Source organism: Achromobacter spanius, from assembly GCF_039673305.1.
Taxonomy (GTDB): domain Bacteria; phylum Pseudomonadota; class Gammaproteobacteria; order Burkholderiales; family Burkholderiaceae_B; genus Achromobacter; species Achromobacter spanius_F.
In genome coordinates, this window is record NZ_JBDJLJ010000002.1 from 346,886 (window position 1) to 367,157 (window position 20,272).

The 20,272-nt window shown below is 67.1% G+C and carries 20 protein-coding genes; 13 read left to right on the top strand and 7 right to left on the bottom strand.

Annotation, left to right across the window (positions count from 1 at the left end; all coding sequences use genetic code 11):
- Window positions 1-234: 234 nt before the first annotated feature.
- From ABE485_RS03785 to ABE485_RS03795, 3 genes are all read left to right on the top strand, one after another.
- Window positions 235-438, top strand: a complete 204-nt coding sequence (locus tag ABE485_RS03785; protein WP_346513574.1) for a cold-shock protein — start codon at window positions 235-237, stop codon at window positions 436-438.
- Between the two features lie 41 nt (window positions 439-479).
- A complete protein-coding gene (locus ABE485_RS03790) occupies window positions 480-737 on the top strand; it encodes a hypothetical protein (RefSeq protein WP_346513575.1) in 258 nt (85 codons plus the stop codon).
- 212 nt (window positions 738-949) lie between these two features.
- Complete coding sequence (locus tag ABE485_RS03795) at window positions 950-1,294, top strand: gamma-glutamylcyclotransferase family protein (RefSeq protein ID WP_430795386.1); 345 nt, start codon at window positions 950-952, stop codon at window positions 1,292-1,294.
- Between the two features lie 68 nt (window positions 1,295-1,362).
- On the opposite strand, the gene norR is transcribed toward ABE485_RS03795, so the two are convergent.
- Window positions 1,363-2,892: a nitric oxide reductase transcriptional regulator NorR gene (gene norR, locus ABE485_RS03800; protein ID WP_346513579.1), complete on the bottom strand. Its 1,530-nt coding sequence runs from the start codon at window positions 2,890-2,892 to the stop codon at window positions 1,363-1,365.
- Between the two features lie 151 nt (window positions 2,893-3,043).
- Between norR and ytfE the strand changes: the two genes are divergently transcribed.
- The 9 genes from ytfE to ABE485_RS03845 all read left to right on the top strand — a co-directional run bounded on the left by ytfE (window position 3,044) and on the right by ABE485_RS03845 (window position 12,176).
- Window positions 3,044-3,715, top strand: a complete 672-nt coding sequence (ytfE, locus tag ABE485_RS03805; protein WP_346513581.1) for an iron-sulfur cluster repair protein YtfE — start codon at window positions 3,044-3,046, stop codon at window positions 3,713-3,715.
- 60 nt (window positions 3,716-3,775) lie between these two features.
- Window positions 3,776-4,186, top strand: a complete 411-nt coding sequence (locus ABE485_RS03810) for a hemerythrin domain-containing protein (RefSeq protein ID WP_346513583.1) — start codon at window positions 3,776-3,778, stop codon at window positions 4,184-4,186.
- 130 nt (window positions 4,187-4,316) lie between these two features.
- Window positions 4,317-5,234: a DUF808 domain-containing protein gene (locus tag ABE485_RS03815; RefSeq protein ID WP_346513584.1), complete on the top strand. Its 918-nt coding sequence runs from the start codon at window positions 4,317-4,319 to the stop codon at window positions 5,232-5,234.
- A 187-nt stretch (window positions 5,235-5,421) separates the two neighbouring features.
- Window positions 5,422-6,291, top strand: a complete 870-nt coding sequence (locus ABE485_RS03820; protein ID WP_346513586.1) for an alpha/beta hydrolase — start codon at window positions 5,422-5,424, stop codon at window positions 6,289-6,291.
- A 16-nt stretch (window positions 6,292-6,307) separates the two neighbouring features.
- Entirely contained in the window at window positions 6,308-7,252 is a 945-nt protein-coding gene (locus tag ABE485_RS03825) for an ABC transporter permease (protein WP_006223711.1), read from the top strand.
- Window positions 7,249-8,070: an ABC transporter permease gene (locus tag ABE485_RS03830; RefSeq protein ID WP_346513587.1), complete on the top strand. Its 822-nt coding sequence runs from the start codon at window positions 7,249-7,251 to the stop codon at window positions 8,068-8,070. Before ABE485_RS03825 ends, ABE485_RS03830 begins: the two co-directional genes overlap by 4 nt.
- Window positions 8,067-9,722, top strand: coding sequence for an ABC transporter ATP-binding protein (locus ABE485_RS03835; RefSeq protein ID WP_346513588.1), 1,656 nt, complete (start codon window positions 8,067-8,069; stop codon window positions 9,720-9,722). Before ABE485_RS03830 ends, ABE485_RS03835 begins: the two co-directional genes overlap by 4 nt.
- Window positions 9,723-9,806: 84 nt before the next feature.
- On the top strand, window positions 9,807-10,427 hold the full coding sequence (locus tag ABE485_RS03840) for a GntR family transcriptional regulator (RefSeq protein WP_346513590.1): 621 nt from the start codon (window positions 9,807-9,809) through the stop codon (window positions 10,425-10,427).
- 189 nt (window positions 10,428-10,616) lie between these two features.
- A complete protein-coding gene (locus tag ABE485_RS03845; RefSeq protein WP_346513591.1) occupies window positions 10,617-12,176 on the top strand; it encodes an ABC transporter substrate-binding protein in 1,560 nt (519 codons plus the stop codon).
- Window positions 12,177-12,239: 63 nt separating this feature from the next.
- On the opposite strand, the gene ABE485_RS03850 is transcribed toward ABE485_RS03845, so the two are convergent.
- The 5 genes from ABE485_RS03850 to ABE485_RS03870 form a co-directional block, all read right to left on the bottom strand.
- Window positions 12,240-13,802, bottom strand: coding sequence for an ABC transporter substrate-binding protein (locus tag ABE485_RS03850; RefSeq protein WP_346513592.1), 1,563 nt, complete (start codon window positions 13,800-13,802; stop codon window positions 12,240-12,242).
- Window positions 13,803-13,837: 35 nt separating this feature from the next.
- The gene (locus ABE485_RS03855; RefSeq protein ID WP_346513593.1) at window positions 13,838-14,974 is read right to left on the bottom strand and encodes a C45 family peptidase; all 1,137 of its coding nucleotides are present in this window, start codon (window positions 14,972-14,974) and stop codon (window positions 13,838-13,840) included.
- 86 nt (window positions 14,975-15,060) lie between these two features.
- The gene (locus ABE485_RS03860; protein ID WP_346513595.1) at window positions 15,061-15,837 is read right to left on the bottom strand and encodes a polysaccharide deacetylase family protein; all 777 of its coding nucleotides are present in this window, start codon (window positions 15,835-15,837) and stop codon (window positions 15,061-15,063) included.
- Entirely contained in the window at window positions 15,834-16,733 is a 900-nt protein-coding gene (locus tag ABE485_RS03865) for a polysaccharide deacetylase family protein (RefSeq protein ID WP_346513596.1), read from the bottom strand. The genes ABE485_RS03860 and ABE485_RS03865 overlap by 4 nt, the downstream gene beginning before the upstream one ends.
- Window positions 16,733-17,752: a Bug family tripartite tricarboxylate transporter substrate binding protein gene (locus ABE485_RS03870; RefSeq protein WP_346513597.1), complete on the bottom strand. Its 1,020-nt coding sequence runs from the start codon at window positions 17,750-17,752 to the stop codon at window positions 16,733-16,735. The genes ABE485_RS03865 and ABE485_RS03870 overlap by 1 nt, the downstream gene beginning before the upstream one ends.
- A 222-nt stretch (window positions 17,753-17,974) precedes the next feature.
- On the opposite strand from ABE485_RS03870, the gene ABE485_RS03875 reads away from it, so the two are divergent.
- Entirely contained in the window at window positions 17,975-18,745 is a 771-nt protein-coding gene (locus ABE485_RS03875) for an IclR family transcriptional regulator (protein ID WP_346513598.1), read from the top strand.
- Between the two features lie 44 nt (window positions 18,746-18,789).
- Here ABE485_RS03875 and ABE485_RS03880 read toward each other — a convergent pair whose 3' ends face one another.
- Entirely contained in the window at window positions 18,790-20,271 is a 1,482-nt protein-coding gene (locus tag ABE485_RS03880) for an efflux transporter outer membrane subunit (protein WP_346513599.1), read from the bottom strand.
- Between the last annotated feature and the right edge of the window lies 1 nt (window position 20,272).

The following is a 20,272-nucleotide window of genomic DNA, read 5'->3' on the forward strand; positions in this document are numbered from 1 at the left end:
TGATCCGGATTCTGGCCGGAAAATGCGCGAAAACGCCGTCTTCGTCGCATTGAGGTGGTATTTGGAAACGTTCGTTGACTTTCCACCGGCATCACGTCCATAGTGGACTGGAAGCTTTTCGAGCATCGTGATTTTCGTCCGGTCTTGCCCCCCCTCAGGGCGCATCATTGTTCGCGGTCCTTTCCTTGACTGGCTCATTTCGCGGGCGCAGTCCGCATTGAAAGGAAAGAGACCATGGAAACCGGAATTGTTAAGTGGTTCAACGACGCCAAGGGTTTTGGCTTCATCATGCCCGAGAACGGCGGCAAGGACCTGTTCGCGCACTTCTCGGAAATCGTCGGTGACGGCCACAAAGTGCTCCTTGAAAATCAGCGCGTCAGCTACGTGACCGCCCAAGGCGCCAAAGGCCCGCACGCTACACAGATCCGCGCATTGTGATCAAAGGCCGCAAGGCCTATTGATCCCGCATTGGGGGATTCATGCTTCACAACAACATGGTCTACAAGGGCTACAGGCTGACTGCCAGTGTTTCGCGGATTTCGGTCGCGGGCACGAGCCGGCCGGCGTTCACGGCAACGGTGGCAGTCGAACTCGCGGGGGACCAGGACAAGCTTGGCGAACCGCATCCCGTGCCGCTGTTCGCGTCGGGCGGGTTTGTTTCCAGCCCGGGAATGGCCGTGGATGCCGCGATCAACCATGGCCGTCTGATGGTGGATTCGCATGGCGGGCCAGCTTGATATTTCACCGCGTGGCGTAGCGTCGGCGCGCGGCGCCACGGGAATTCCATGCCGCTGACTGACCGTCCGGAATGCGCCGGGCGGCCTTGCTGCCGGCCGGCGCCGATATTCGCCTGACGAAATCCGACGGCATTCGACGGGGCGCGGTTCGCCGCTGGGTGTAAAGTCCCTCGGGATACCAAATTTTCCTGAAGGACACGATCGTGCCCGAATTGAATGAACCCGCGATCCTGCTTTTTTCCTACGGAACCTTGCAGGACAAGGCCGTGCAGCTTGCCAACTTCGGCCGCGAACTCAACGGGCGGCCCGATGCCATGACGGGCTATGTGCTGAATTGGGTGGACATCACCGATCCCGCCGTGCTCAAGACCAGCGGCAAGGCACAGCATCCCATCGTCCACGCCAGCTACGATCCCAAGGACGAGGTGCGCGGCACGGTCTTCGAGATCACGCAAAAGGAATTGCAGGCGGCGGACGATTACGAGGTCGCCGACTACAAGCGCGTGTCCGTCCTGCTGAAGTCCGGCGCGCACGCCTGGGTGTATATCAAGGCCTGAACGGCCAGGGGCGCCGGCGCCGGGATGCGCCGCCGGCGGGCAGCATTGCGCAGACTTGCAGGCGCGGCTCAGGCCTTCAGGCCCAGGCGCCGCGCCAGCTTGTGCAGGTTGCTGGGGTCCACGTCCAGGGCGCGCGCGGCCACCGCCCAGTTGCCCTGGTTCGCCGCCAGCGCGCGCCGGATCGACTGGCGCTGGCAGGCGTCCACGGCCTCGCGCAGCGATTGGGCGGCCGTGCCGGGTTCGGGCGTGTCGGCCGCATCGTCTTCCCGGGACTCGGGCATGTCGCCATCGGACAGGTCCAGCAGCTTGACGCCCAGCGTCACGATTTCATTGCGGCTGGCGCCGTGGCTGACCGCCTTGATGGCGGCGCGGCTGATGACGTGCTCCAGTTCGCGCACGTTGCCGGGCCAGCGGTAGCGGCGCAGCATTTCCTCGGCGTCGGGCGACAGCCTCAGGCTGCGCAGTCCAAGCCGGGCCCGGTTCAGCTCCAGGTAGCGGCCCGCCAGCAGCAGCACGTCGTTGCCGCGGTCGCGCAGGGGAGGGATGGGGATCGGGTAGACCGACAGGCGGTGATAGAGGTCGGCGCGGAAGTCGCCCGCGCGCACCAGGTCGCGCAGGCTGCGGTTGGTGGCCGCCACGATGCGCACGTCCACGGTGCGCGGGCGGTCGTCGCCCAGCCGCTGGATTTCGCCGTTCTGCAGGGTGCGCAGCAGCTTGGCCTGCACCAGCAGCGGCAGTTCGCCGACTTCATCCAGGAACAGCGTGCCGCCGTTGGCGGCCTCGAACCGGCCGGGCCGGTCGGCGACGGCGCCGGAAAACGCGCCCTTGGCGTGGCCGAACAGTTCGCTTTCGGCCAGCGATTCGGGCAGCGCGGCGCAGTTCACGTGCACCAGCGGCTTGTCGCGGCGGCGCGACAGGCCGTGCACGCGATGCGCGAACAGCTCCTTGCCGACGCCGGTTTCGCCGAGCAGCAGGATGGGCAATTCGGAATCGGCCACGACGTCGATTTCGTGCAGCAGGCGGCCGATGGATTCGCTCTGGCCGAGGATGTCGCTGCCGGCGGGCGCGGCGTTGTCGGCGGGCGCCTGCCCCCGCGCCACGCGCAGCGCGCGGATCTCGGCTTCCAGACGGGTGGTCCGCAGCGCGGCTTCCAGCAGCACGATGTAATCGCGCAGGTCGGCCTGCGCTTCCATGTCGAACGTGCCGACCTCCAGCGCGTCCAGCGTCAGCACGCCCCACGTCTTGCCCTCGATGTGCAGGCTGGTTCCCATGCAGTCATGCACCGGCAGCGGTTCGCCGGCCATGCCGTTGATCAGGCCGTCGTAGGGGTCGGGCAGGGTGCTGTCGTGGTGGAAGCAGGTGACCCCGCGCCGTCCCAGGATGGCGGCCAGCCGCGGATGCTGCTGCACGGCGAAGCGCCGGCCCAGCGCATCCTGGGTCAGCCCGTCGACCGCGATGGGGCGCAGGTGGTCTTCCTCGAGCTGCAGCAGCGCGACGGCCCCGCAGCGAAAGTGGGTGCGCAGGCTGGACACCAGCCGCTGTAGGCGGATGGCGGGGGGAAGGTCGGCGACCAAGTCGGCAAGCAGCAGGTTTTGCATGGGTGGATTCTACCGTCGCGGGGTGAATAGAACCCTACCCGAATAGGGTGATATCTACCCTTTAATTTGCAGGTGATTGATAAATCGCAAGTTTTTCCTGGCACGGTTTTCGCGTCTGAGCAAATACCGTCATGATCAATGGAGAGACGCGATGAGCATGGTTGAGCAATCCCTGGGCCAGCTGGCCCGCAGCATTCCCGGGGCCACGCAGGTTTTCCACGAATTCGAGCTGGATTTTTGCTGTGGCGGCAAAAAAAGCCTGGCCGAGGCCGCGGCCCAGCGTTCCCTGGATCCGGCCCAGATCGAGGCGCGCCTGATCGCGCTGGCGCAGAATCCGTCGCAGGAACGGGACTGGGGCGAGGCCTCCCCCGCGGAACTGGTGGACCACATCCTGGCGCGCTACCACGAGGTGCACCGCCAGCAGCTGCCCGAGCTGATCCGCCTGGCGCTGAAGGTGGAGCAGGTGCATGCCGACAGTCCGGATTGTCCGGCCGGCCTGGCCGACCACCTGCGCACCATGCAGCAGGAGCTTGAAAGCCACATGCAGAAGGAAGAACAGGTGCTGTTCCCGATGCTGGCGCGCGGCCACGGCGGCATGGCCGCCATGCCGATCATGGTGATGCGCATGGAACACGACGACCACGGCGTGGCGCTGGAGCGGCTGATGGCGCTGACCAACAATGCGACGCTGCCGCGCGCCGCCTGCAACACCTGGCGGGCGCTGTACCTGGGCATCCGCCAGTTCAAGGAAGACCTGATGGCGCACATCCACCTGGAAAACAACATCCTGTTCGAAAACGCGGGAGCGCGCGTCCAGGCCTGAGGGGCGCGCAAAGCAAGGGCGGGGCCGTTCGGCCCCGCCGCATCAGTCGGGAAGGTCCGTATGAATATCGATAAATTCAAGCAGCAGCACGTGGATATCCTGCAAGGCATCGCGTCGCTGCGCAAACTGGCTCTGGCCGGCGTGGCGCGCAACGCGGCCGAGATCGCGCGGGGCATCGTGTCCATGAGCGCAACCATCAAGCTGCATCTGGCCGTCGAGGACCGCGCGCTGTATCCCGCGGTGGCGCGCAGCGCGGACGTCGACCTGGCGCGCAAGGGCAAAGAATTCCAGCAGGAGATGGACGCGATCGCCGCGGCCTACGAGGCCTTCGCCAAGCGCTGGAACAACGCCCGCAGCCTGGAACTGGACGAAGGCGGCTTTCGGGACGACGCCAATACCGTGCTGCGCCGGGTCCACGAACGGATGCAGCGCGAAAACCGCGATCTGTATCCGCGCATCGAAGCCATGTAGCTGCCAGCGGTCCGCCCGGCCACATCCGATCCGGACACAAAGGGAATGAAAACGGCAACGCGCGTTGCCGGAATCCGGCGCTTGCCGCCTGTACACTCGGAGGACCTTACCAGGGCAAGAGGGGTTCCTGATGGCCGGAAGCAGTTTCTTCGCATTGTTCGACGATATCGCCACCATCCTGGACGACGTCTCCGTCATGACCAAGGTGGCGGCCAAGAAGACCGCCGGCGTGCTGGGCGACGACCTGGCGCTCAATGCCCAGCAGGTCACCGGCGTGCCGGTCAACCGCGAGCTGCCCGTGGTGTGGGCGGTGGCCAAGGGCTCATTCGTCAACAAGCTGATCCTGGTGCCCGCGGCGCTGTTGATCAGCGCCTTCGCGCCCTGGGCGATCACGCCCCTGCTGATGCTGGGCGGCGCGTTCCTCTGCTACGAGGGCGTCGAAAAGCTGGCGCACAAATACCTGTCGCACGGCGAATCCCCCGAAGGCCATCACGCCGCGCGCGCCCAGGCTCTGCAGGACCAGGCGGTCGACATGGTGGCGTTCGAGAAAACCAAGATCAAGGGCGCGGTCCGGACCGACTTCATCCTGTCGGCGGAAATCATCGTCATCAGCCTGGGGGCGGTGGCCGGCGCCGACTTCACCCGCCAGGTCGCGGTGCTGTCCATCATCGCCATCGCCATGACCGTCGGCGTCTACGGCCTGGTGGCGGGCATCGTCAAGCTGGACGACCTGGGCCTGTACCTGAGCCGGAAGTCCTCGCAGGCGCTGGCCTGGCTGGGCAAGCGGATCGTGGGCGCGGCGCCTTACCTGATGAAGACCCTGTCGGTGGTCGGCACCGCCGCCATGTTCATGGTGGGCGGGGCCATCCTGACCCACGGCATCCCTCCCGTCCATGCCGCCGTTGAACATGCCGCCGCCGCGGTGGGCGGGGGCGGCGTGGTCCAGGCCCTGACGGCCACGGTGCTCAATGCCCTGTTCGGCATCGCGGCCGGCGCAGTGGTGTTGGGCGTGGTCGCCGCGGCCCGGCGGCTGTTCAAGAAAGCGTGAGCGACATCCGGCATTGCCCGCCCGGGCGCCGGCGGCGCCCGGGCGGCGCCACCGTGCCGGACTAGGGAATCCCCTGCCTTGTTGCGTCGAAACAGTCGCGCCTAAAATTGGCGCCAATTTATGTGATTATTGTTTCGACCACCGGCATCCACCATGCGCCGCGAGCGGCCATGGGAACGAGGAAATCATGCAGTCCAACGCAGCTATCGCTCTTCAACCCGACGCCGCCCTGGCGCGGGCCATGTACGACCTGGGCCACAGCACGGTCTTCGCCGCGCGCACCGACCCGCGCTTTTCCTATTGCATGTACGTGCCGCCGCATATCGACACCGCCCGGCATCCGATGGAACTGGTCGTCATCATGCACGGCACGGGCCGCGCCTTCGTGGAATACCGCGACGCGTTCGCCGAATTCGCGCGCTGGAACGACTGCATCGTGCTGTGCCCGCTGTTCCCCGTGGGCCCGCTGGGCGACGGCAACCGCGACGGCTTCAAGCAGCTGCGCGAAGGCGACATCCGCTACGACGACATCCTGCTCGACATGGTGGCCGAAGTCGGCGAAAAGTTCGGCATGACGTTCAAGAAGTTCGGCCTGTTCGGCTATTCCGGCGGCGGCCAGTTTGTGAACCGCTTTGCCTACCTGCATCCGGAAAGCCTGTGGGCCGTGTCGATCGGCGCCCCGGGCTCGGTCACGCTGCTCGACCCCAGCCAGGACTGGTGGGTGGGCGTGCGCGACGCGGAAGCCCGCTTTGGCAAGCGCATCGACATCGAGGCGCTCAAGCAGGTGGCGGTGCACATGATCGTGGGCAAGGCCGACCTGGAAACCTGGGAAATCACTCATCGCGAAGGCGGCAAGTTCTACATGCCGGGCGCCAACGACGCCGGCAAGACGCGTCCGGAACGCCTGGAATCGCTGCGCCGTTCGTTCGAGGCCGCCGGCGTGAAGGCGGTGCTGGACGTGGTGGACAACGTGCCGCACGACGGCCTGAAATGCGTGGGCCAGGTGCAGGACTTCCTGGCCGACGCCCTGCGCAAGCTGCGGCATGCGAATCACTGAGGCATAGGAGACGGCCATGCTGCGTTTCGCGCTATCCCGAATTGTCATGGCCGTGCCGACCCTGCTGATCGTGGCGGTGGCGGTGTTCGTGATGATCCGGCTGATCCCGGGCGACCCCGCCCAACTGCTGCTGGGCGACCTGGCGACGCCGGCCGCGCTGGCGGACCTGCGTGCGCGCCTGGGGCTGGACCAGACCTGGCTGACCCAGTTCGGCATCTGGTTCGGCAACATGCTGCACGGCGATCTGGGTTCGTCCATCAACACCGGCCAGCCCGTGCTGCCGCTGGTGTGGGACCGCTTCCTGATCAGCGGCCGCGTGGTGCTGGTGGCGGTGCTGTTCGCCGCGCTGGTGGCCGTGCCGGCCGGCATGATCGCCGCCTGGAAGCAGAACAAGTGGCCCGACCTGTTCCTGGTGGGCTCGGCCACGCTGCTGGTGTCCATCCCCACCTTCTGGCTGGGCCTGCTGCTGCTGATCTTCTTCGGCCTGAAGCTGCAGTGGCTGCCGGTGGTGGGCTACGTGTCGATCGGTGAAGACTGGAAGGCCGGCCTGCTGTACCTGGCCATGCCCATCCTGACGCTGTTCCTGCACGAGATCGGCGTGCTGATGCGCATGGCGCGCGCCAGCACGCTGGAAGTGCTGCGGCTGGACTACATCACGCATGCGCGCGCCAAGGGCCTGTCCGAATCCGCCGTGCTGATGCGCCATGCCTTCCGCAATGCGTTCGGCCCCACCTGGACCCTGATCGGCCTGGTGCTGGGCAACCTGCTGGGCGGCATCGCGGTGGTGGAAACCGTGTTCACGATCCCCGGCCTGGGCCGGCTGCTGGTGGACTCGATCTTCGCCCGCGACTACCCCGTCATCCAGGGCTGCCTGCTGTTCGTGGGCGTGGTGTATGTGATCGTGAACCTGCTCATCGACCTGTGCTATCCCATCTTCGACCCGAGAGTGACCGCCGAATGAAAAAGCGAATTCCCGCCAATGCGCTCCTGGGCGGCCTGATCGTGGGCGCGATGCTCATCGCCGCGATCATGGGCGTCCTCTGGACGCCGCATGATCCGCTGAAGATCAACTTCGTCGCGCGCCTGAAGCCGCCCGGCGGCGATTTCCTGCTGGGCACGGACGAGTTCGGCCGCGACGAGTTGTCGCGCCTGCTGGCCGGCGCGTCCAGCAGCGTCTGGATCAGCCTGTTGACGGTGACCTTCGCCATCGTCGCCGGCACCGCCATCGGCACCCTGACCGGCTTCGTGCGCGGCTGGACCGACCGCGTCATCATGGCCTTCAACAACGCGCTGCTGGCCTTTCCCGGCCTGCTGCTCGCCCTGGGCCTGTTGGCCGTGGTGGGCGCCAACAAGTACGGCATCATCCTGGCGCTGGGCCTGGCCTATACGCCGTCGGTGACGCGCATCGTGCGCGGCACGGTGCTGTCGCTGCGCGAGAAGGAGTTCATCGAATCGTCGCGCGTGCTGGGCAACTCCGAGCTCTACACCATGTTCCGCCATGTGCTGCCCAACTGCGTGGCGCCGCTGACGGTGCTGGCCACCTCCATGTTCGGGTGGGTGATCCTGGCGGAAAGCGCGCTGTCCTTCCTGGGCCTGGGCGTGCCGCCGCCCGCGCCGACCTGGGGCAACATGCTGGCCGCGGCGCGTCCGTTCATGGCGCAGGCGTCGTATCTATCCATCCTTCCTGGCCTGGCCATCGCGCTCGCGCTGCTGGGGATCAACCTGCTGGGCGACGCGGTCCGAGACCGTCTCGACCCCCGCATGAGGGGCGTGCAATGAGCGCACTGGTAACCGTATCAAACCTGACCCTGACCGTCGGCCCGGGCGGCCGCGAGATCGTCAGCGGCGTGTCCTTCGAGGTCGCGCCGGGCGAAATGGTGGGCATCGTCGGCGAATCGGGCAGCGGCAAGACGCAGGCTGCGCGCGCCATCATGGGCCTGACCCCCGCCCCGCTGGTGGTGGCGGGCGGGTCCATCCTGTTTGAAGGCGTGGACGTGACGAAGGCCGATCCGGCCGTGCTGCGCAAGCTGCGCGGCGCCCGCATCGGCATGGTGTTCCAGGAGCCGATGACCTCCCTGAACCCGTCGATGCCGATCGGCCGCCAGCTGGATGAAGGCCTGAAGCTGCACCGCCGGGACCTGTCCGGCGCGCAGCGCCGCGAACGCATCCTGGAGATGCTGCGCCGCGTGGGCATTCGCGATCCGCAGGGCGCGATGGACGCCTGGCCGCACGAGTTCTCGGGCGGCATGCGCCAGCGCATGATGCTGGCCTCGGTGATGCTGCTGGAGCCGGCGCTGCTGATCGCCGACGAACCCACCACCGCGCTGGACGCCGTGGTGCAGCGCGACGTGCTGGAACTGATGGTGGACCTGACGCGCGAGCATCACACGGCCGTGCTGATGATCAGCCACGACCTGCCGATGGTCGCGCGCTACACCGAGCGCATGGTGGTGATGCAACACGGCAAGGTGCTGGAAACCGGCACCACTGCCGGCATCCTGGAACGGCCGCAGCATCCCTACACGCGCAAACTGCTGGATGCGATGCCGCGCCGCCTGCCGGCCCGCAAGCTGACGCAGGACGCGCCCATTGTCGAGGTCAGGAACCTGGTGGTGGATTACGCCGGGCACCAGCGCCTGTTCTCGCGCACGAGCGCAAAGCGCGCCCTGAACGGCATCGACCTGCACGTGAAGCCGCGTGAAGTCGTGGCCGTGGTGGGCGGATCGGGGTCCGGCAAGACCACGCTGGGCCGGGCGATCGCCGGCCTGCTGTCGCCCACGTCCGGCCAGATCCTGTTTCGCGGCCAGCCCGTCAACCGCCGCTCCGCGGCATGGCGCGACTACCGCCTGAACTGCCAGATGGTGTTCCAGGATCCGTATTCCTCGCTGGATCCGCGCATGACCATCGGCCAGCTTGTCGGCGAAGGCCTGCGCATGCTCGGGGACATGTCGTCGGCGGACAAGCGCCGCCGCGTGGACGAAGTGCTGGCCGAGGTCGGCCTGGGTCCGGAATACGCCAAACGCTTTCCGCACGAGATGTCCGGCGGCCAGCGCCAGCGGGTGGCGATCGCTCGCGCCATCGTGCGCCGGCCGTCATTCGTGATCGCCGACGAACCGGTGTCGGCGCTGGACGTGACCGTTCGCGCGCAGGTGCTGGACCTGTTTGCCGACCTGCAGGAACGGCACGGTTTTTCGTGCCTGTTCATCAGCCACGACCTGGGCGTGGTGGAACAGGTGGCCGACCGGGTGGTGGTGATGCGTGACGGCGCCATCGTCGAGCAAGGCTCGCGCGATGCTGTGTTCGACCGCCCGCAGGAGGACTACACGCGCAGCCTGCTGTCGGCGATCCCGGCCCTGGAGTCCACCGATACCGGCGGCGTGCGGCTGCGCTGGCGGCTGGACGGACTGGAGCCGCAACGCGCCATCGCATGAGGGAAGGGGGGAAATTCCCTCTCATGCGCGGCGGGAAGTTATGCCTAAAATACGCGCTTTGGAACTGATAGACGGGAGTGGTCCATGCCGAAAGCGGCGGCGACGCAACCCGGCCTGGTGGACCGCATTGCCCATGATATCCAGTCGGGCGTGTATGGTCCCGGCGCCTGGTTGAAGCAGATCGACCTGCAAGAGCGTTATGACGCCAAGCGTCTGGACGTTCGGCGGGCGCTAGACCAATTGGCCGCCAAGCGGCTGATTGCGCATATCCCGAACCGGGGCTATCACGTCTACGCCATGGATCCCGACCAGCATCTGCAGATCCGGGACATCCGCATCCTGCTGGAAACGGGCGCGGCGGCGGATCTGATGCCCAATGTCACGGCGGCCAAGGTGCGCGCCCTGCGCACGCTGGCCGAACGTTTCGCCAAGCTGCTGCAGGACGGCACTTTGCTGGAACAGTACGAAGTCAACCTGGCGTTCCATGCCGGCATGTATGACCTGTGCGGCAACCGGGAACTGACGGCGCTGATCCAGGAAATGCGTGCGCGCGGGCCGGCGGCGCCCGCCAAGGAATGGGTGACCCGCTCGCGCATCGAGATCTCGGCGCGCGAGCACTTCGACATGGTGGACGCGCTGGAAGCGCGCGACGTCAAACGGCTGCAAAAGATCATCGCGCAGCACGTGGGGCAGGATATTTCCTGACGCCGTTTTCCTGCCGACATTCGCAGCGCCATCGCGGCGGCCCTCCGGACAGGGGCCGCCGCTTTTTTTCATGGCAAGCGTTCAGGGATACCCCGGATGGCGGCGCGCAGCGTAGCCTCCATAATTAGCATATTATTTTGGCGCCAAAATATGCGTGAATTCTGCGCCACACGCCGGGGAGTCTTTTGCATGCACCACCATTTCGTTCCCAGAGCGCTCGCGCTCTCCCTGGCGCTGGCCGCCACCGCTCCGGTCCATGCCGCCGTGCTGACCGTCGCCCAGCCCGCCGACATCCGCTCGACCAACCCGGGCGTCAACCGCGACAACACGACCGACGGCGTGGTGCTCAACATGGTCGAAGGCCTGGTGGGATACCGCGAGAACGGCACCGTGGGCCCCTTGCTGGCCAAGTCGGTGTCGTTGTCGGAAGACGGCCTGACCTACACCTTCACGTTGCGCGAGGGCGTGAAGTTCCATAACGGCGCGACGCTGACCTCGGCGGATGTGCTGTGGAACTGGCAGCGCTACATGGATCCCAAGACGGACTGGCGCTGCCGCAGCGACTTCGACGGCCGCAATGGCCTGAAGGTGACGGACGTGTCGGCGCCGGATGCGAAGACGGTGGTGATGAAGGTGGACCGCAAGTCGGCGGTGTTCCTGGATTCGCTGGCGCGCACCGATTGCGGCATGACGGCGATCCTCTCGAAGGATTCGGTGGCGGCGGACGGCTCCTGGATCAAGCCGGTGGGCACGGGTCCGTACCAGTTCAAGGAGTGGAAGCGCGGCGAATACACCCTCTTGTCCGCGTTCAAGGACTATGTGTCGCCCGAAGGCGACAAGGCCGATGGCTACGTGGGCTCCAAGCGCCCGCTGGTGGATGAGGTGAAGTTCCTGGTCGTGCCGGACCCGTCCACGTCCAAGGCCGGCCTGCTGTCGGGCGCCATCGACGCCAGCCAGATCACCAATACCGACGTGGGCGAACTCAAGAGCGCCAGGAACCTGACCGTGTTCAGCCCGCACGACGCGGTCAAGCATGTGCTGCTGTTCCAGACGCAGGACGGGGTGCTGAAGAACGTGAAGGTGCGCCAGGCGATCGCCGCGTCGCTGGACATTCCGCAGGTGGTGGCGGCGGCGTCGGAAGGCCTGGGCCAGCTGAACAATTCCGCCGTGTACGCGGGGTCCGCCTACTACAAGGACGCGGAGAAGCGGGGCTACAAGTACGACCCCGCGCGCGCGCAGCAGCTGCTGAAGGAAGCCGGCTACAAGGGCGAGCCGGTGGTCATCTATGCGAACAAGCGGGCGCACGTGCCGAGCTATCAGGTCGCGGTGATCGCGCAGGCGATGATGCAGTCGGTCGGCATCAACGCGAAGATCGAGGTCCTGGAATGGGCGACGCAGCTCGACCGCTACAACACGGGCAAGTACCAGATCAGCTCGTTCTCGTTTTCTTCGCGGCTGGATCCGTCGCTGAGCTTCGAGCAGTTCGCGGGCGACAAGGAAAAGCAGCCGCGCAAGGTCTGGGACGATCCGGCCGCGCAGAAACTGATCGATGAGAGCTTCCTGGAGTCCGAGCCCGCGAAGCGGCAGGCGCTGTTTGATCAGCTGCATGCGCTGATGCTGGAGCAGACGCCGATGCTGATGCTCTACAACGGAGCGGATGCCTGGGCGAGCAGCAAGCGCGTGCAGGGGTTCTCGGTGTGGGAAGGAAAGCCACGGGTCTGGGAGACCCGGGTCCTGGCGGATAAATAAGCAGGTTTGCGCCTTGGGGGGCGCGATCCGCATTCCTGCAATGCGGATCGCGCCTCAGCCCTTTTACTTGGCCACGCGTTCCACTTCCCAGGCGCGTGGCTTTTTCACGGCCCAGGGCTGGTAGCCGACCACATCGCTGCGGTACGCGCCGATGTCCAGGCCGTTGTAGAGCGGAATGCTGGGCACGTCCGCCAGGAACAGCTTGTGCAGCTGATCGAACGACGCCTGGCGTTTCGCATGGTCGGTGTCGACGGATGCCGCTTCCACCAGCCGGGATGCCTCGGCGCTGTCCCAGACCTTGCGCGGCTGCTTCGTTTTGTCGCCCGTCACCATTTCGTAGTTCAGCGCCGCGTCCAGGCGCGCGGAATACGGGAACGTCATCATCTGGTAGGTGCCGGCGTTGTAGCGGTCGAGCTGTGTCGCCCATTCCACCACCGCCAGCTGCGCGTTGATGCCGATAGACTGCAGCATCGCCTGCACGATCACGGCCGAGTTGTACGACTGGGGATAGCGCTTCGTCGTCAGGATCGACAGCGCCTGGCCCTTGTAGCCGGCCTCCTTGAGCAGCTTCTGCGCCAGCGCGGGGTCGTAGTCCCAGCCCTGTTTCTGCACGGCGTCATGGTAAGGCGACACCAGCGGCACGATGGAGTTGTTCGGCTGCGCCAGGCCTTCGGTGACGGCGGCGGCCAGCTGCTTGTAATCGATGGCGTGGGCCAGGGCCTGGCGCATCTTCGGGTTCGACAGCACCGGATCCCGGGTTTGCAGCAGCAGCGCCGTCATGCTCATGACCGGCGCGTAGGCCACCTTGACGTTGGGCGTGCCTTGCAGCACGGGCACGTCGTTGTTCGACACGTCTTCGATGATGTCGATGTTGCCGCGCTGCAAGGCGGCCTTGGCGGTGGAATCGTCCGGCACGATCATGAAGCGCACTTCGTCGACCAGCGGACGCTTGGATCCGGTGTAGCCGTCGCGCTTGCCGTCCAGGTTGGCGTATCCCGCGTAGCGGGTCAGGCGGATGTATTCGCCGCGCTTCCATTCGGCCAGCTCGAACGGGCCGGTGCCGATGGGCTTGATCCACGCGCCGTCCGGGCCGACGGAATCCTTGGACAGGATGCCCGTGCCGCCGCAGTCGATGCGCGCCAGCGAGGCCAGGAACAGGCTGCTGGGCTTTTCCAGGTGATAGACGACCGTCTGCGCGTCGGGCGCTTCCACGCCGGTGGCCTTGACGGTGCCGCGGCCGTCGAATTCGCTGGCGCAGCGCCAGCCCGAATTGGCCGCGGTGTAGTGTTGCCAGCTCCACAGCACGTCGGCGGATGTCATCGGCTTGCCGTTGTGGAACTTGATGCCGTCGCGCAGCGTGAAGGTGTAGGTCTTGCCGTCGGGGCTGATGTCGACCGACCTGGCCAGCAGCGGGCGCACTTCGGCGTCTTCGCCGTAGGCGACCAGGCCTTCGACGATGTGCAGGACGACGGCGTCGCTGTTGCTGTCGCGGTTGACGCCGGGTTCGGTCGAACGGATGTCGGCGGTGAGCGAGATGCGCAGCGGCGGGGCCGATTGTGCACAGGCGGCGCCGGCCAGGCCGGCAAGCGCCAGCGCAACCGCGGCGCTCAATTGATGGACTTTCATTGATACTTCCTCGGGTTGCGCGGGCGCGCCGACGATCAGGCGGCGGCCAGCAGTTCAGGTTCGGCGGTGAGGCTGTAACGCGTGAACGTGCGGTTCAGCGCCGGCAGCGGCGCGACTTCCATCAGGCCCGCGGCCGGCTCCATGACGACCATGGCGACCGTGGCCGACAGGTTGTCGTGGCTGCCGGGACGCGGCGGGCGGCAAACGGAGTAGGGCGAACCGAAGTCGTCGAACAGCGCGCGCTTCAGGTCTTCGCGCGTCAGTTGCGTCTTTTCGTTCAGCAGGCGGCGCACGCGCCAGTCGCGGTACGCGCTTTCCGGCGTGCTGGCGCGCCCGGTGTCGCGCAGCTTCGAGAGCGCCACTTCGCTGACCCAGTGGTTGGCATGCACGATCAGGTCGTCGCTGCCCGGGTAGATGGGGAATGCTTCATCGGTGGTGCACTCGTAGTCCACGCCAAAGCCCGCGGCCATGCCGATCATGATGTTGTTCGAGCAGGACTTGGGCGTCGTGGCGACGGCCTTGATGGCCAGCGCGAAATGTTGCTGCTCCAGCACCTTGCGGCGGATCAGCGACAGCGGCACGCCAAGCTGGCGGAAGTCGCGGTCGGATTCCAGGTAGTTGGCGGTGATGGACACGCCGGCGCTGTTCAGGCCGCTGCGGGCAAGGCCGCCGGCTTCGACGAAGGTCAGGATGTCCGGGCCGTTGTCGTTGCGCACGCGCAGCACGATGGCCGTTTCGGCGCATTCGGCGCGCCAGTCCCAGTTCTGGCCGTGGATCAGGTTGCCGTTGGCCGAACGCGTGGGCAGGATCAGCGCGCCGGTGCAGCCGTCGCCGGGTTCCAGTTCGGCGGCCTTCTTTTTCTCGGCGCGGGCCTTGGCCACGACCTCGGTGCGGGCGTTGACCATCACGATGTCTTCGAACGGCACGTCGGCCCCGGCCGCGATGCCGCGCATTTCTTCCAGGTAATGCGGGGCAAAGTCTTCGATTTCGCGGGCGAAGTGGGCGATGAGCTGGGTGCGCGCCATGGCGTCGTAGCCCAGGTCGACCAGCGTCTGGCCGTACATCGCGGCGCTTTTGCGCACGCGCGCGGCGGCTTGCTGGCCGTAGGAACGGCCGCGGGCTTCGGGCGTGCCGGAAACCGATACGAAGGGAAATTGCGTGGTCTGGGTCATGGACGGAAAGCGGCGCCGGGCGCCGCGTGATCGGGGAAGGAAATCAGGATGGAAAAAATGTTAGCTTATTTTGGCGCCAATATTGCTCAGGGTTTACCCAAAGCGGCATGGCGCGACGCCAGCTCGGCGCCGGTGACGAACGCCGCGCCTTGCGCGCGAAAGCGTTCCAGCAGCTGCTCCACTTTCTGCAGCCGGGCCGCGCGCCCCACGCCGTTGTCGGCGCGCGGGTGCAGGGTCAGGCAGGCGTAGCCGTCGGCGGCAAGCAGCGCATCGCCCTGTTCCACCCAGTGGGCGTAGGCGCGGTCCTGCGTGACGCGGCGGCTGAAGTGCGTGGCGTCGCACAGCCCTTCGCTCCAGGGCAGCTCGACCATGCCCGCGCCGCCGTCGGCATCCAGCGCATAGGGGGCGTCGTCGTCGATGGCGCTGCTGTCGTAGCGATAGCCCAGCTGTTGCAGCAAGGGGATGGTGCGTGCCGAAAACCCGCTGCTGGCATGGCGAAAGCCTTGCGGCGCGGCGCCCGTCAGTTCGGCCAGGCGCTCGCGGGCGCGCGCCAGCACCTCGCCTTCGCGCTCGCCCAGGGTGCTCAGGTCTTCGAAGGCATTGCCGTGCGAGGCGGCTTCATGGCCGTCGCGCAGGCTTTGCTCCAGCAGGCCGCGGCAACGCTCGGCCTCGAATACCGGCCAGAACAGCGTGGCGCGGATATCCTGCCGGCGCAGCATGTCCAGCACGCGGGCCAGGCCGCCGCCATAGGCATAGCGGCCGTGCGCGTCGCGGCCGTGCAGCGCGGCCTCGTCCTGCGTGGCGGCCTCGGGGCCGATGCCGTGCACGTTCAGGGTGACCAGTACGGTCTTGGCGGCGCTCATGCGCGTCTCCAGTTGTCGGGGTGGGCCAGGCAGTGGCGGGCCAGCGCTTCCAGCGTCATGACATGCACATCGGGCTGCGCGGCGATGAACGCCAGGAAACGGTCCATCGCGGCGGCGCGCGCGGGCGTGCCGGAACCGCCCGCCGCCTTCGGGTGCACGGTCAGGTGCACATAGCCTTCTGCTTGCCGCAGCGCCTCGAATTCCTGCATCCAGTTGTCGCAGGCCTCGGACGCCAGGGCATGGCCGGAGAAGTAGAAGGGATAGTCGTCCAGCGACACGGTGTTGTTGGGCAGCATGACGAAGCCGGGATCGCCGTCGCCGGCCGGGGCATCCGGCAGATAGGGGCGGTCCTGGTCCTTTTCGCTGGCGTCGTAGCAATAGCCCAGCGCGCGCAGCGCGGGCAGCGTCCGGTGGCTCTTGCGGCCGGACGGCGAGCACCAGCCCACCGGGGTCACGCCCAGTTCGTGCTGGATGATGCGGTGGGTTTTCTCAAGCAATGCGGGTTCTTCGTCGCCCAGATCCCAGGCTTCGTGCACATAGCCGTGCGCGGCGATCTCGTGGCCCGCCGCCAGGATGTCGTGGAAGGTGGCGGGATAGTGTTCGACGTCGTAGCCGCAGGCGAAGAAGGTGGCGGGCATGCGGTGGCGCGCCAGGATTTCCAGATGCCGGGGCACGCCGCGGCGGATGGCGTAGCGGCCGGCGGTGTGGGGCCCGGCCGGGAACTGCTTGCGGCCCACCTCGACGGCCGGGCCGTCCACGTGGACCGTGACGCAGACCACGGCGCGCACGGTGGGGGCGTGCGCCGCGCGCAGCCCCTGGCCGCGCAGTTCGCGATCCAGTTCCTGCCAGGGATTGGGAAAGGCGCCGGCAGGAGCGCCATAGGGAATTCGATGCATCAGGTGGCCTTGATGTTGGCGTTCTTGATCAGGGCGCGCCACTTCTCGCTTTCGGTGGCGACGAAGCGGCCCAGTTCTTCGGGCGTGCCGCCATGCAGCTCCAGCCCGTTTTGCGTCAGCTGCGCCAGGGCCGGCAGCTTGAGCGCGCTTTGCACCGCGCCGTTCAGCGTCTGGACGATGGACGCCGGCGTGCCGGCGGGCACGAACACGCCGTTCCAGCCGATGGCCTGGTAGCCGGGAAAACCGGACTCGGCCACGGTGGGCACGTCGGGCAGGGCCTGCGCGCGCTGCGCGGAGGTCACGGCCAGCGGGCGGGACTTGCCGCCCTGGATGAATTGCTGCTGGTTGATCACCACATCCATCAGGATGGGGAACTGACCGCCCAGGAAATCATTGACGGCCGCCGCCGCGCCCTTGTACGGCACGCCGGGCAGGTCCAGGCCGGCCGTGGCCTTGAGCAATTCCATGGCCAGGTGCGCCGAACTGCCGTTCTGCGTGATGCCGTAGAAATACTTGCCCGGGTTGGCCTTGATGATGGCCACCAGTTCCTGCAGCGTGCGCGCCGGAAACGATGGGTGCACGACCAGCACATTGTTGTAGTAGCAGACCATCGACACCGGCTCGAAATCCTTGATCGGGTCGTAGGCGATGTTTTCGTACAGGCTCTGGTTCACGGTGTGCGTGCCGGTGGACCCCAGCGCCAAGGTGTACCCGTCCGGCGCCGAGCGCGCCGCCTGCTGCGTGCCGATGATGCCTGCCGCGCCGCCCTTGTTGATGACGACCACGCTCTGCTTGAGGGCTTCTCCGATGCCCTGGGCCAGCGGCCGAGCCACCAGGTCCGTGCCGCCGCCGGCGGGGAAAGGCACGATGAACTGGATGGGGTGGTCGGCGGGATACCCCGCTGCCCAGGCGCGGCCCGGGCGGGCGAGGGCCGCGCCGGCCATGGCGGCCGCCGAGGCGGCCAGGAAATGCCGACGGTTCATGCCGCTTTGCGGTGCACTGCTGCGATGCTGTTTCATGGATTCCCCTTGGGTTTTGCTTTGTCTGAAATATCATTATTCGATAAATATGTTGTTCTACCAATTAGTATTTATCTATAAATGATAAAAATGCCAAAGTCGATAGTCAGAATCCAGACTGTCGAACGGGCCCGATAGGCACGGTCAATAGGCGGCGCCGACCGCGCCGAACCCTGTGATACGCTCCCCCGGTTCCACCGTCGTCCCATGCCTCCCAAACCCATGTCCACCCTGAAGCGAGCCCTGGCGATTCTTGACCTCTTCAGCCTAGACACCCCGGTGCTCACGGCCGAAGACATCATTTCGCGCCTGGACTATTCGGCGCCGACGGGCTACCGATACATCCGCGACCTGTCCGACCTGGGCTATCTGCTGCGCATGACGGGCGGCGGCTACAAGCTGGGGCCGCGCATCATCGAACTGGATCACCTGATCATCGACGCGGACCCGGTGCTGGGCGTGGCGCGGCCGATCATGCGCGAGGTGGTCGACCAGGTGGGCGGCGACGTGCTCCTGAGCGTGATCCACGGCCTGCGCATCCTGAACATCCATCACGAACGCGGCCCGGACGCGCTGGGCATTCCCCACGGCCGCGGCCGCGCCCATCCCTTGTTCCGCGGCGCCACGGCCAAGACCATCATTGCGTTCCTGCCGCGCAAGGATCAGCGCAAGCTGTATGAGGCGCACCCCGACGAAGTCCGGGCGGCGGGGCTGGGCGAAACGGGAGCCGAATTCACGGCCGCGCTGGACACGATCCGCGTGCAGGGCTTCTATCTGGGCGTGGGCGAGATCTCGCCCGAGCGCGCGGGCATCGCCGTGCCGGTCTTTCAGGAAGACCGGCGCATCTTCGGCGCGCTGACCGTCACTTTCCTGGCGACGCGCCTGAACACGATTGCGCAGGACAAGACCACGGCGCTGCTGCAGTCGGCTGCGCGCCGCATCGAATCGCTGGCCCTGGCCTCGCGCATGAAAGAACAGGCCCCCGTGGCGTAAGCGCGGGGGCCTGGGGACTGCAGGGCGGGCCGAGCGGCCCGGCCTCAGGGTTGCCGCGCGGCGACCTCCGGAGCGCTTGCGGGCGACGCGGGCGATCCCATTGCCTGGAACAGCGCGGCGCTTTCGGTCAGGCGCGCATTCGCGTATTCCAGCTCGCGCAGGCGAGCCGCCACATAGTGCTGTTCGGACGCGAATTCCGTGTACGGCGCCAGCGCGCCCAGCCGCACGCGGCTGGCGGTATTGCGGTAGGACTGCTCGGCCGCCTGGCGCGAGGCTTCGGCCGACGCCAGCGCCTGTCCCCCGGCTTCCAGGCGCGACAGGGTGTCGGCCACGTCGCGAAAGGCCGTCAGCACTGTCTGCTTGTATTGCAGGAAAGCAGCCTCGTAGCGTTCCTTGGCCGCGCTGCGCTCAGCCAGCAGCGCGCCGCCGTGGAAGATGGGCTGCGTCAGCGACGCGCCGATGGCCCAGATGGACCCGGCGCCCGACAGGGCATCCGCCCAGGCGAATCCGCCCTTGCCCATGGACGCCGACAGCGACAGGCTGGGGAACAGCTGCGCGGTGGCCAGGCCCACGTCGGCCGCGGCCGCCTGGACCACGGCCTCGGCCACCTGGATGTCCGGTCGCGCGGCCAGCAGTTCGGACGGCACCACCACGGGCACCTGCTCGGGCACGGCCAGCGCGCCGAAGGCGAGGTCGGGCGGCGCCTGATCGGGATTGCGGCCCATCAGCACGGCCAGCGCGTGGCGCGTGGCGTGCCATTGCGCGCGCAGTCCGGGCAGCGACGCCTCCAGCGTGGCGGCGTCCTGGTCCGCATCCAGCGCATCGTTCTGCGACGCGGATCCCAGCTCATACCGGCGCTGCGTGTCGCGCGCCACCTGCCGCAGCAGCACCACCTGCTTTTCCGTCAGGGCCACGCGTTCGGCCAGCGAGGCCGAGGTGATGGCGCCCGTGACGATGTTGCCCGCCAGCGAGCGCCGCGCGGATTCGAACTGGAACGCCTGCTGGTCGACCTGCGCCGCCAGCGAGGCATTGGCGTAGCGGGCGGCGCCGAACAGGTCCAGGTCGTACGTGGCCTGGACCTGGCCCGTGAAGACGTTGTAGAGCGCCGTGGGCTGCGGCAGGTTGGGCATCGTCAGCGCGCGGTTGCGCGTGGCGCTGGCGCCGGCGTCCACCGACGGCAGCAGCGACGAATTCACCTGCCCGCGCAACTGCTCGCGCGCCCCGGCCAGGTTGCGCTGCGCGGCGGCCAGGTCGGGGCTGTTGGCCAGGCCCTCTTCGACCATTGCGTCCAGCGCGTCGGAGCGGTAGCGCTTCCACCACTGCGGCACCGGTTGCGCGCCCCGCTCGAAGCGCTGCGCCACGCCCTGGGCGGCAGCGCCCGCGGCCGGCGCGGGTTCGACGCCATACTGCGCGGGCTGCGCCACGGCGGGCGGCCGGCTGTCCGGCGCGAAGGCGCAGGCGCCCACCGTCAGCAGCAGGGGCAGGGCGGCCAGGCGGCCGGCATGGCGGGAAAAATGGATGGGCATG

Coding starts and splice junctions, on each gene's coding strand:
- ABE485_RS03785 (WP_346513574.1), top strand. CDS start 235: ATGGAAACCGGAATTGTTAAGTGGTTCAACGACGCCAAGGGTTTTGGC.
- ABE485_RS03790 (WP_346513575.1), top strand. CDS start 480: ATGCTTCACAACAACATGGTCTACAAGGGCTACAGGCTGACTGCCAGT.
- norR (WP_346513579.1), bottom strand. CDS start 2,892: ATGCAAAACCTGCTGCTTGCCGACTTGGTCGCCGACCTTCCCCCCGCC.
- ytfE (WP_346513581.1), top strand. CDS start 3,044: ATGAGCATGGTTGAGCAATCCCTGGGCCAGCTGGCCCGCAGCATTCCC.
- ABE485_RS03810 (WP_346513583.1), top strand. CDS start 3,776: ATGAATATCGATAAATTCAAGCAGCAGCACGTGGATATCCTGCAAGGC.
- ABE485_RS03815 (WP_346513584.1), top strand. CDS start 4,317: ATGGCCGGAAGCAGTTTCTTCGCATTGTTCGACGATATCGCCACCATC.
- ABE485_RS03820 (WP_346513586.1), top strand. CDS start 5,422: ATGCAGTCCAACGCAGCTATCGCTCTTCAACCCGACGCCGCCCTGGCG.
- ABE485_RS03825 (WP_006223711.1), top strand. CDS start 6,308: ATGCTGCGTTTCGCGCTATCCCGAATTGTCATGGCCGTGCCGACCCTG.
- ABE485_RS03830 (WP_346513587.1), top strand. CDS start 7,249: ATGAAAAAGCGAATTCCCGCCAATGCGCTCCTGGGCGGCCTGATCGTG.
- ABE485_RS03835 (WP_346513588.1), top strand. CDS start 8,067: ATGAGCGCACTGGTAACCGTATCAAACCTGACCCTGACCGTCGGCCCG.
- ABE485_RS03840 (WP_346513590.1), top strand. CDS start 9,807: ATGCCGAAAGCGGCGGCGACGCAACCCGGCCTGGTGGACCGCATTGCC.
- ABE485_RS03845 (WP_346513591.1), top strand. CDS start 10,617: ATGCACCACCATTTCGTTCCCAGAGCGCTCGCGCTCTCCCTGGCGCTG.
- ABE485_RS03850 (WP_346513592.1), bottom strand. CDS start 13,802: ATGAAAGTCCATCAATTGAGCGCCGCGGTTGCGCTGGCGCTTGCCGGC.
- ABE485_RS03855 (WP_346513593.1), bottom strand. CDS start 14,974: ATGACCCAGACCACGCAATTTCCCTTCGTATCGGTTTCCGGCACGCCC.
- ABE485_RS03860 (WP_346513595.1), bottom strand. CDS start 15,837: ATGAGCGCCGCCAAGACCGTACTGGTCACCCTGAACGTGCACGGCATC.
- ABE485_RS03865 (WP_346513596.1), bottom strand. CDS start 16,733: ATGCATCGAATTCCCTATGGCGCTCCTGCCGGCGCCTTTCCCAATCCC.
- ABE485_RS03870 (WP_346513597.1), bottom strand. CDS start 17,752: ATGAAACAGCATCGCAGCAGTGCACCGCAAAGCGGCATGAACCGTCGG.
- ABE485_RS03875 (WP_346513598.1), top strand. CDS start 17,975: ATGTCCACCCTGAAGCGAGCCCTGGCGATTCTTGACCTCTTCAGCCTA.
- ABE485_RS03880 (WP_346513599.1), bottom strand. CDS start 20,271: ATGCCCATCCATTTTTCCCGCCATGCCGGCCGCCTGGCCGCCCTGCCC.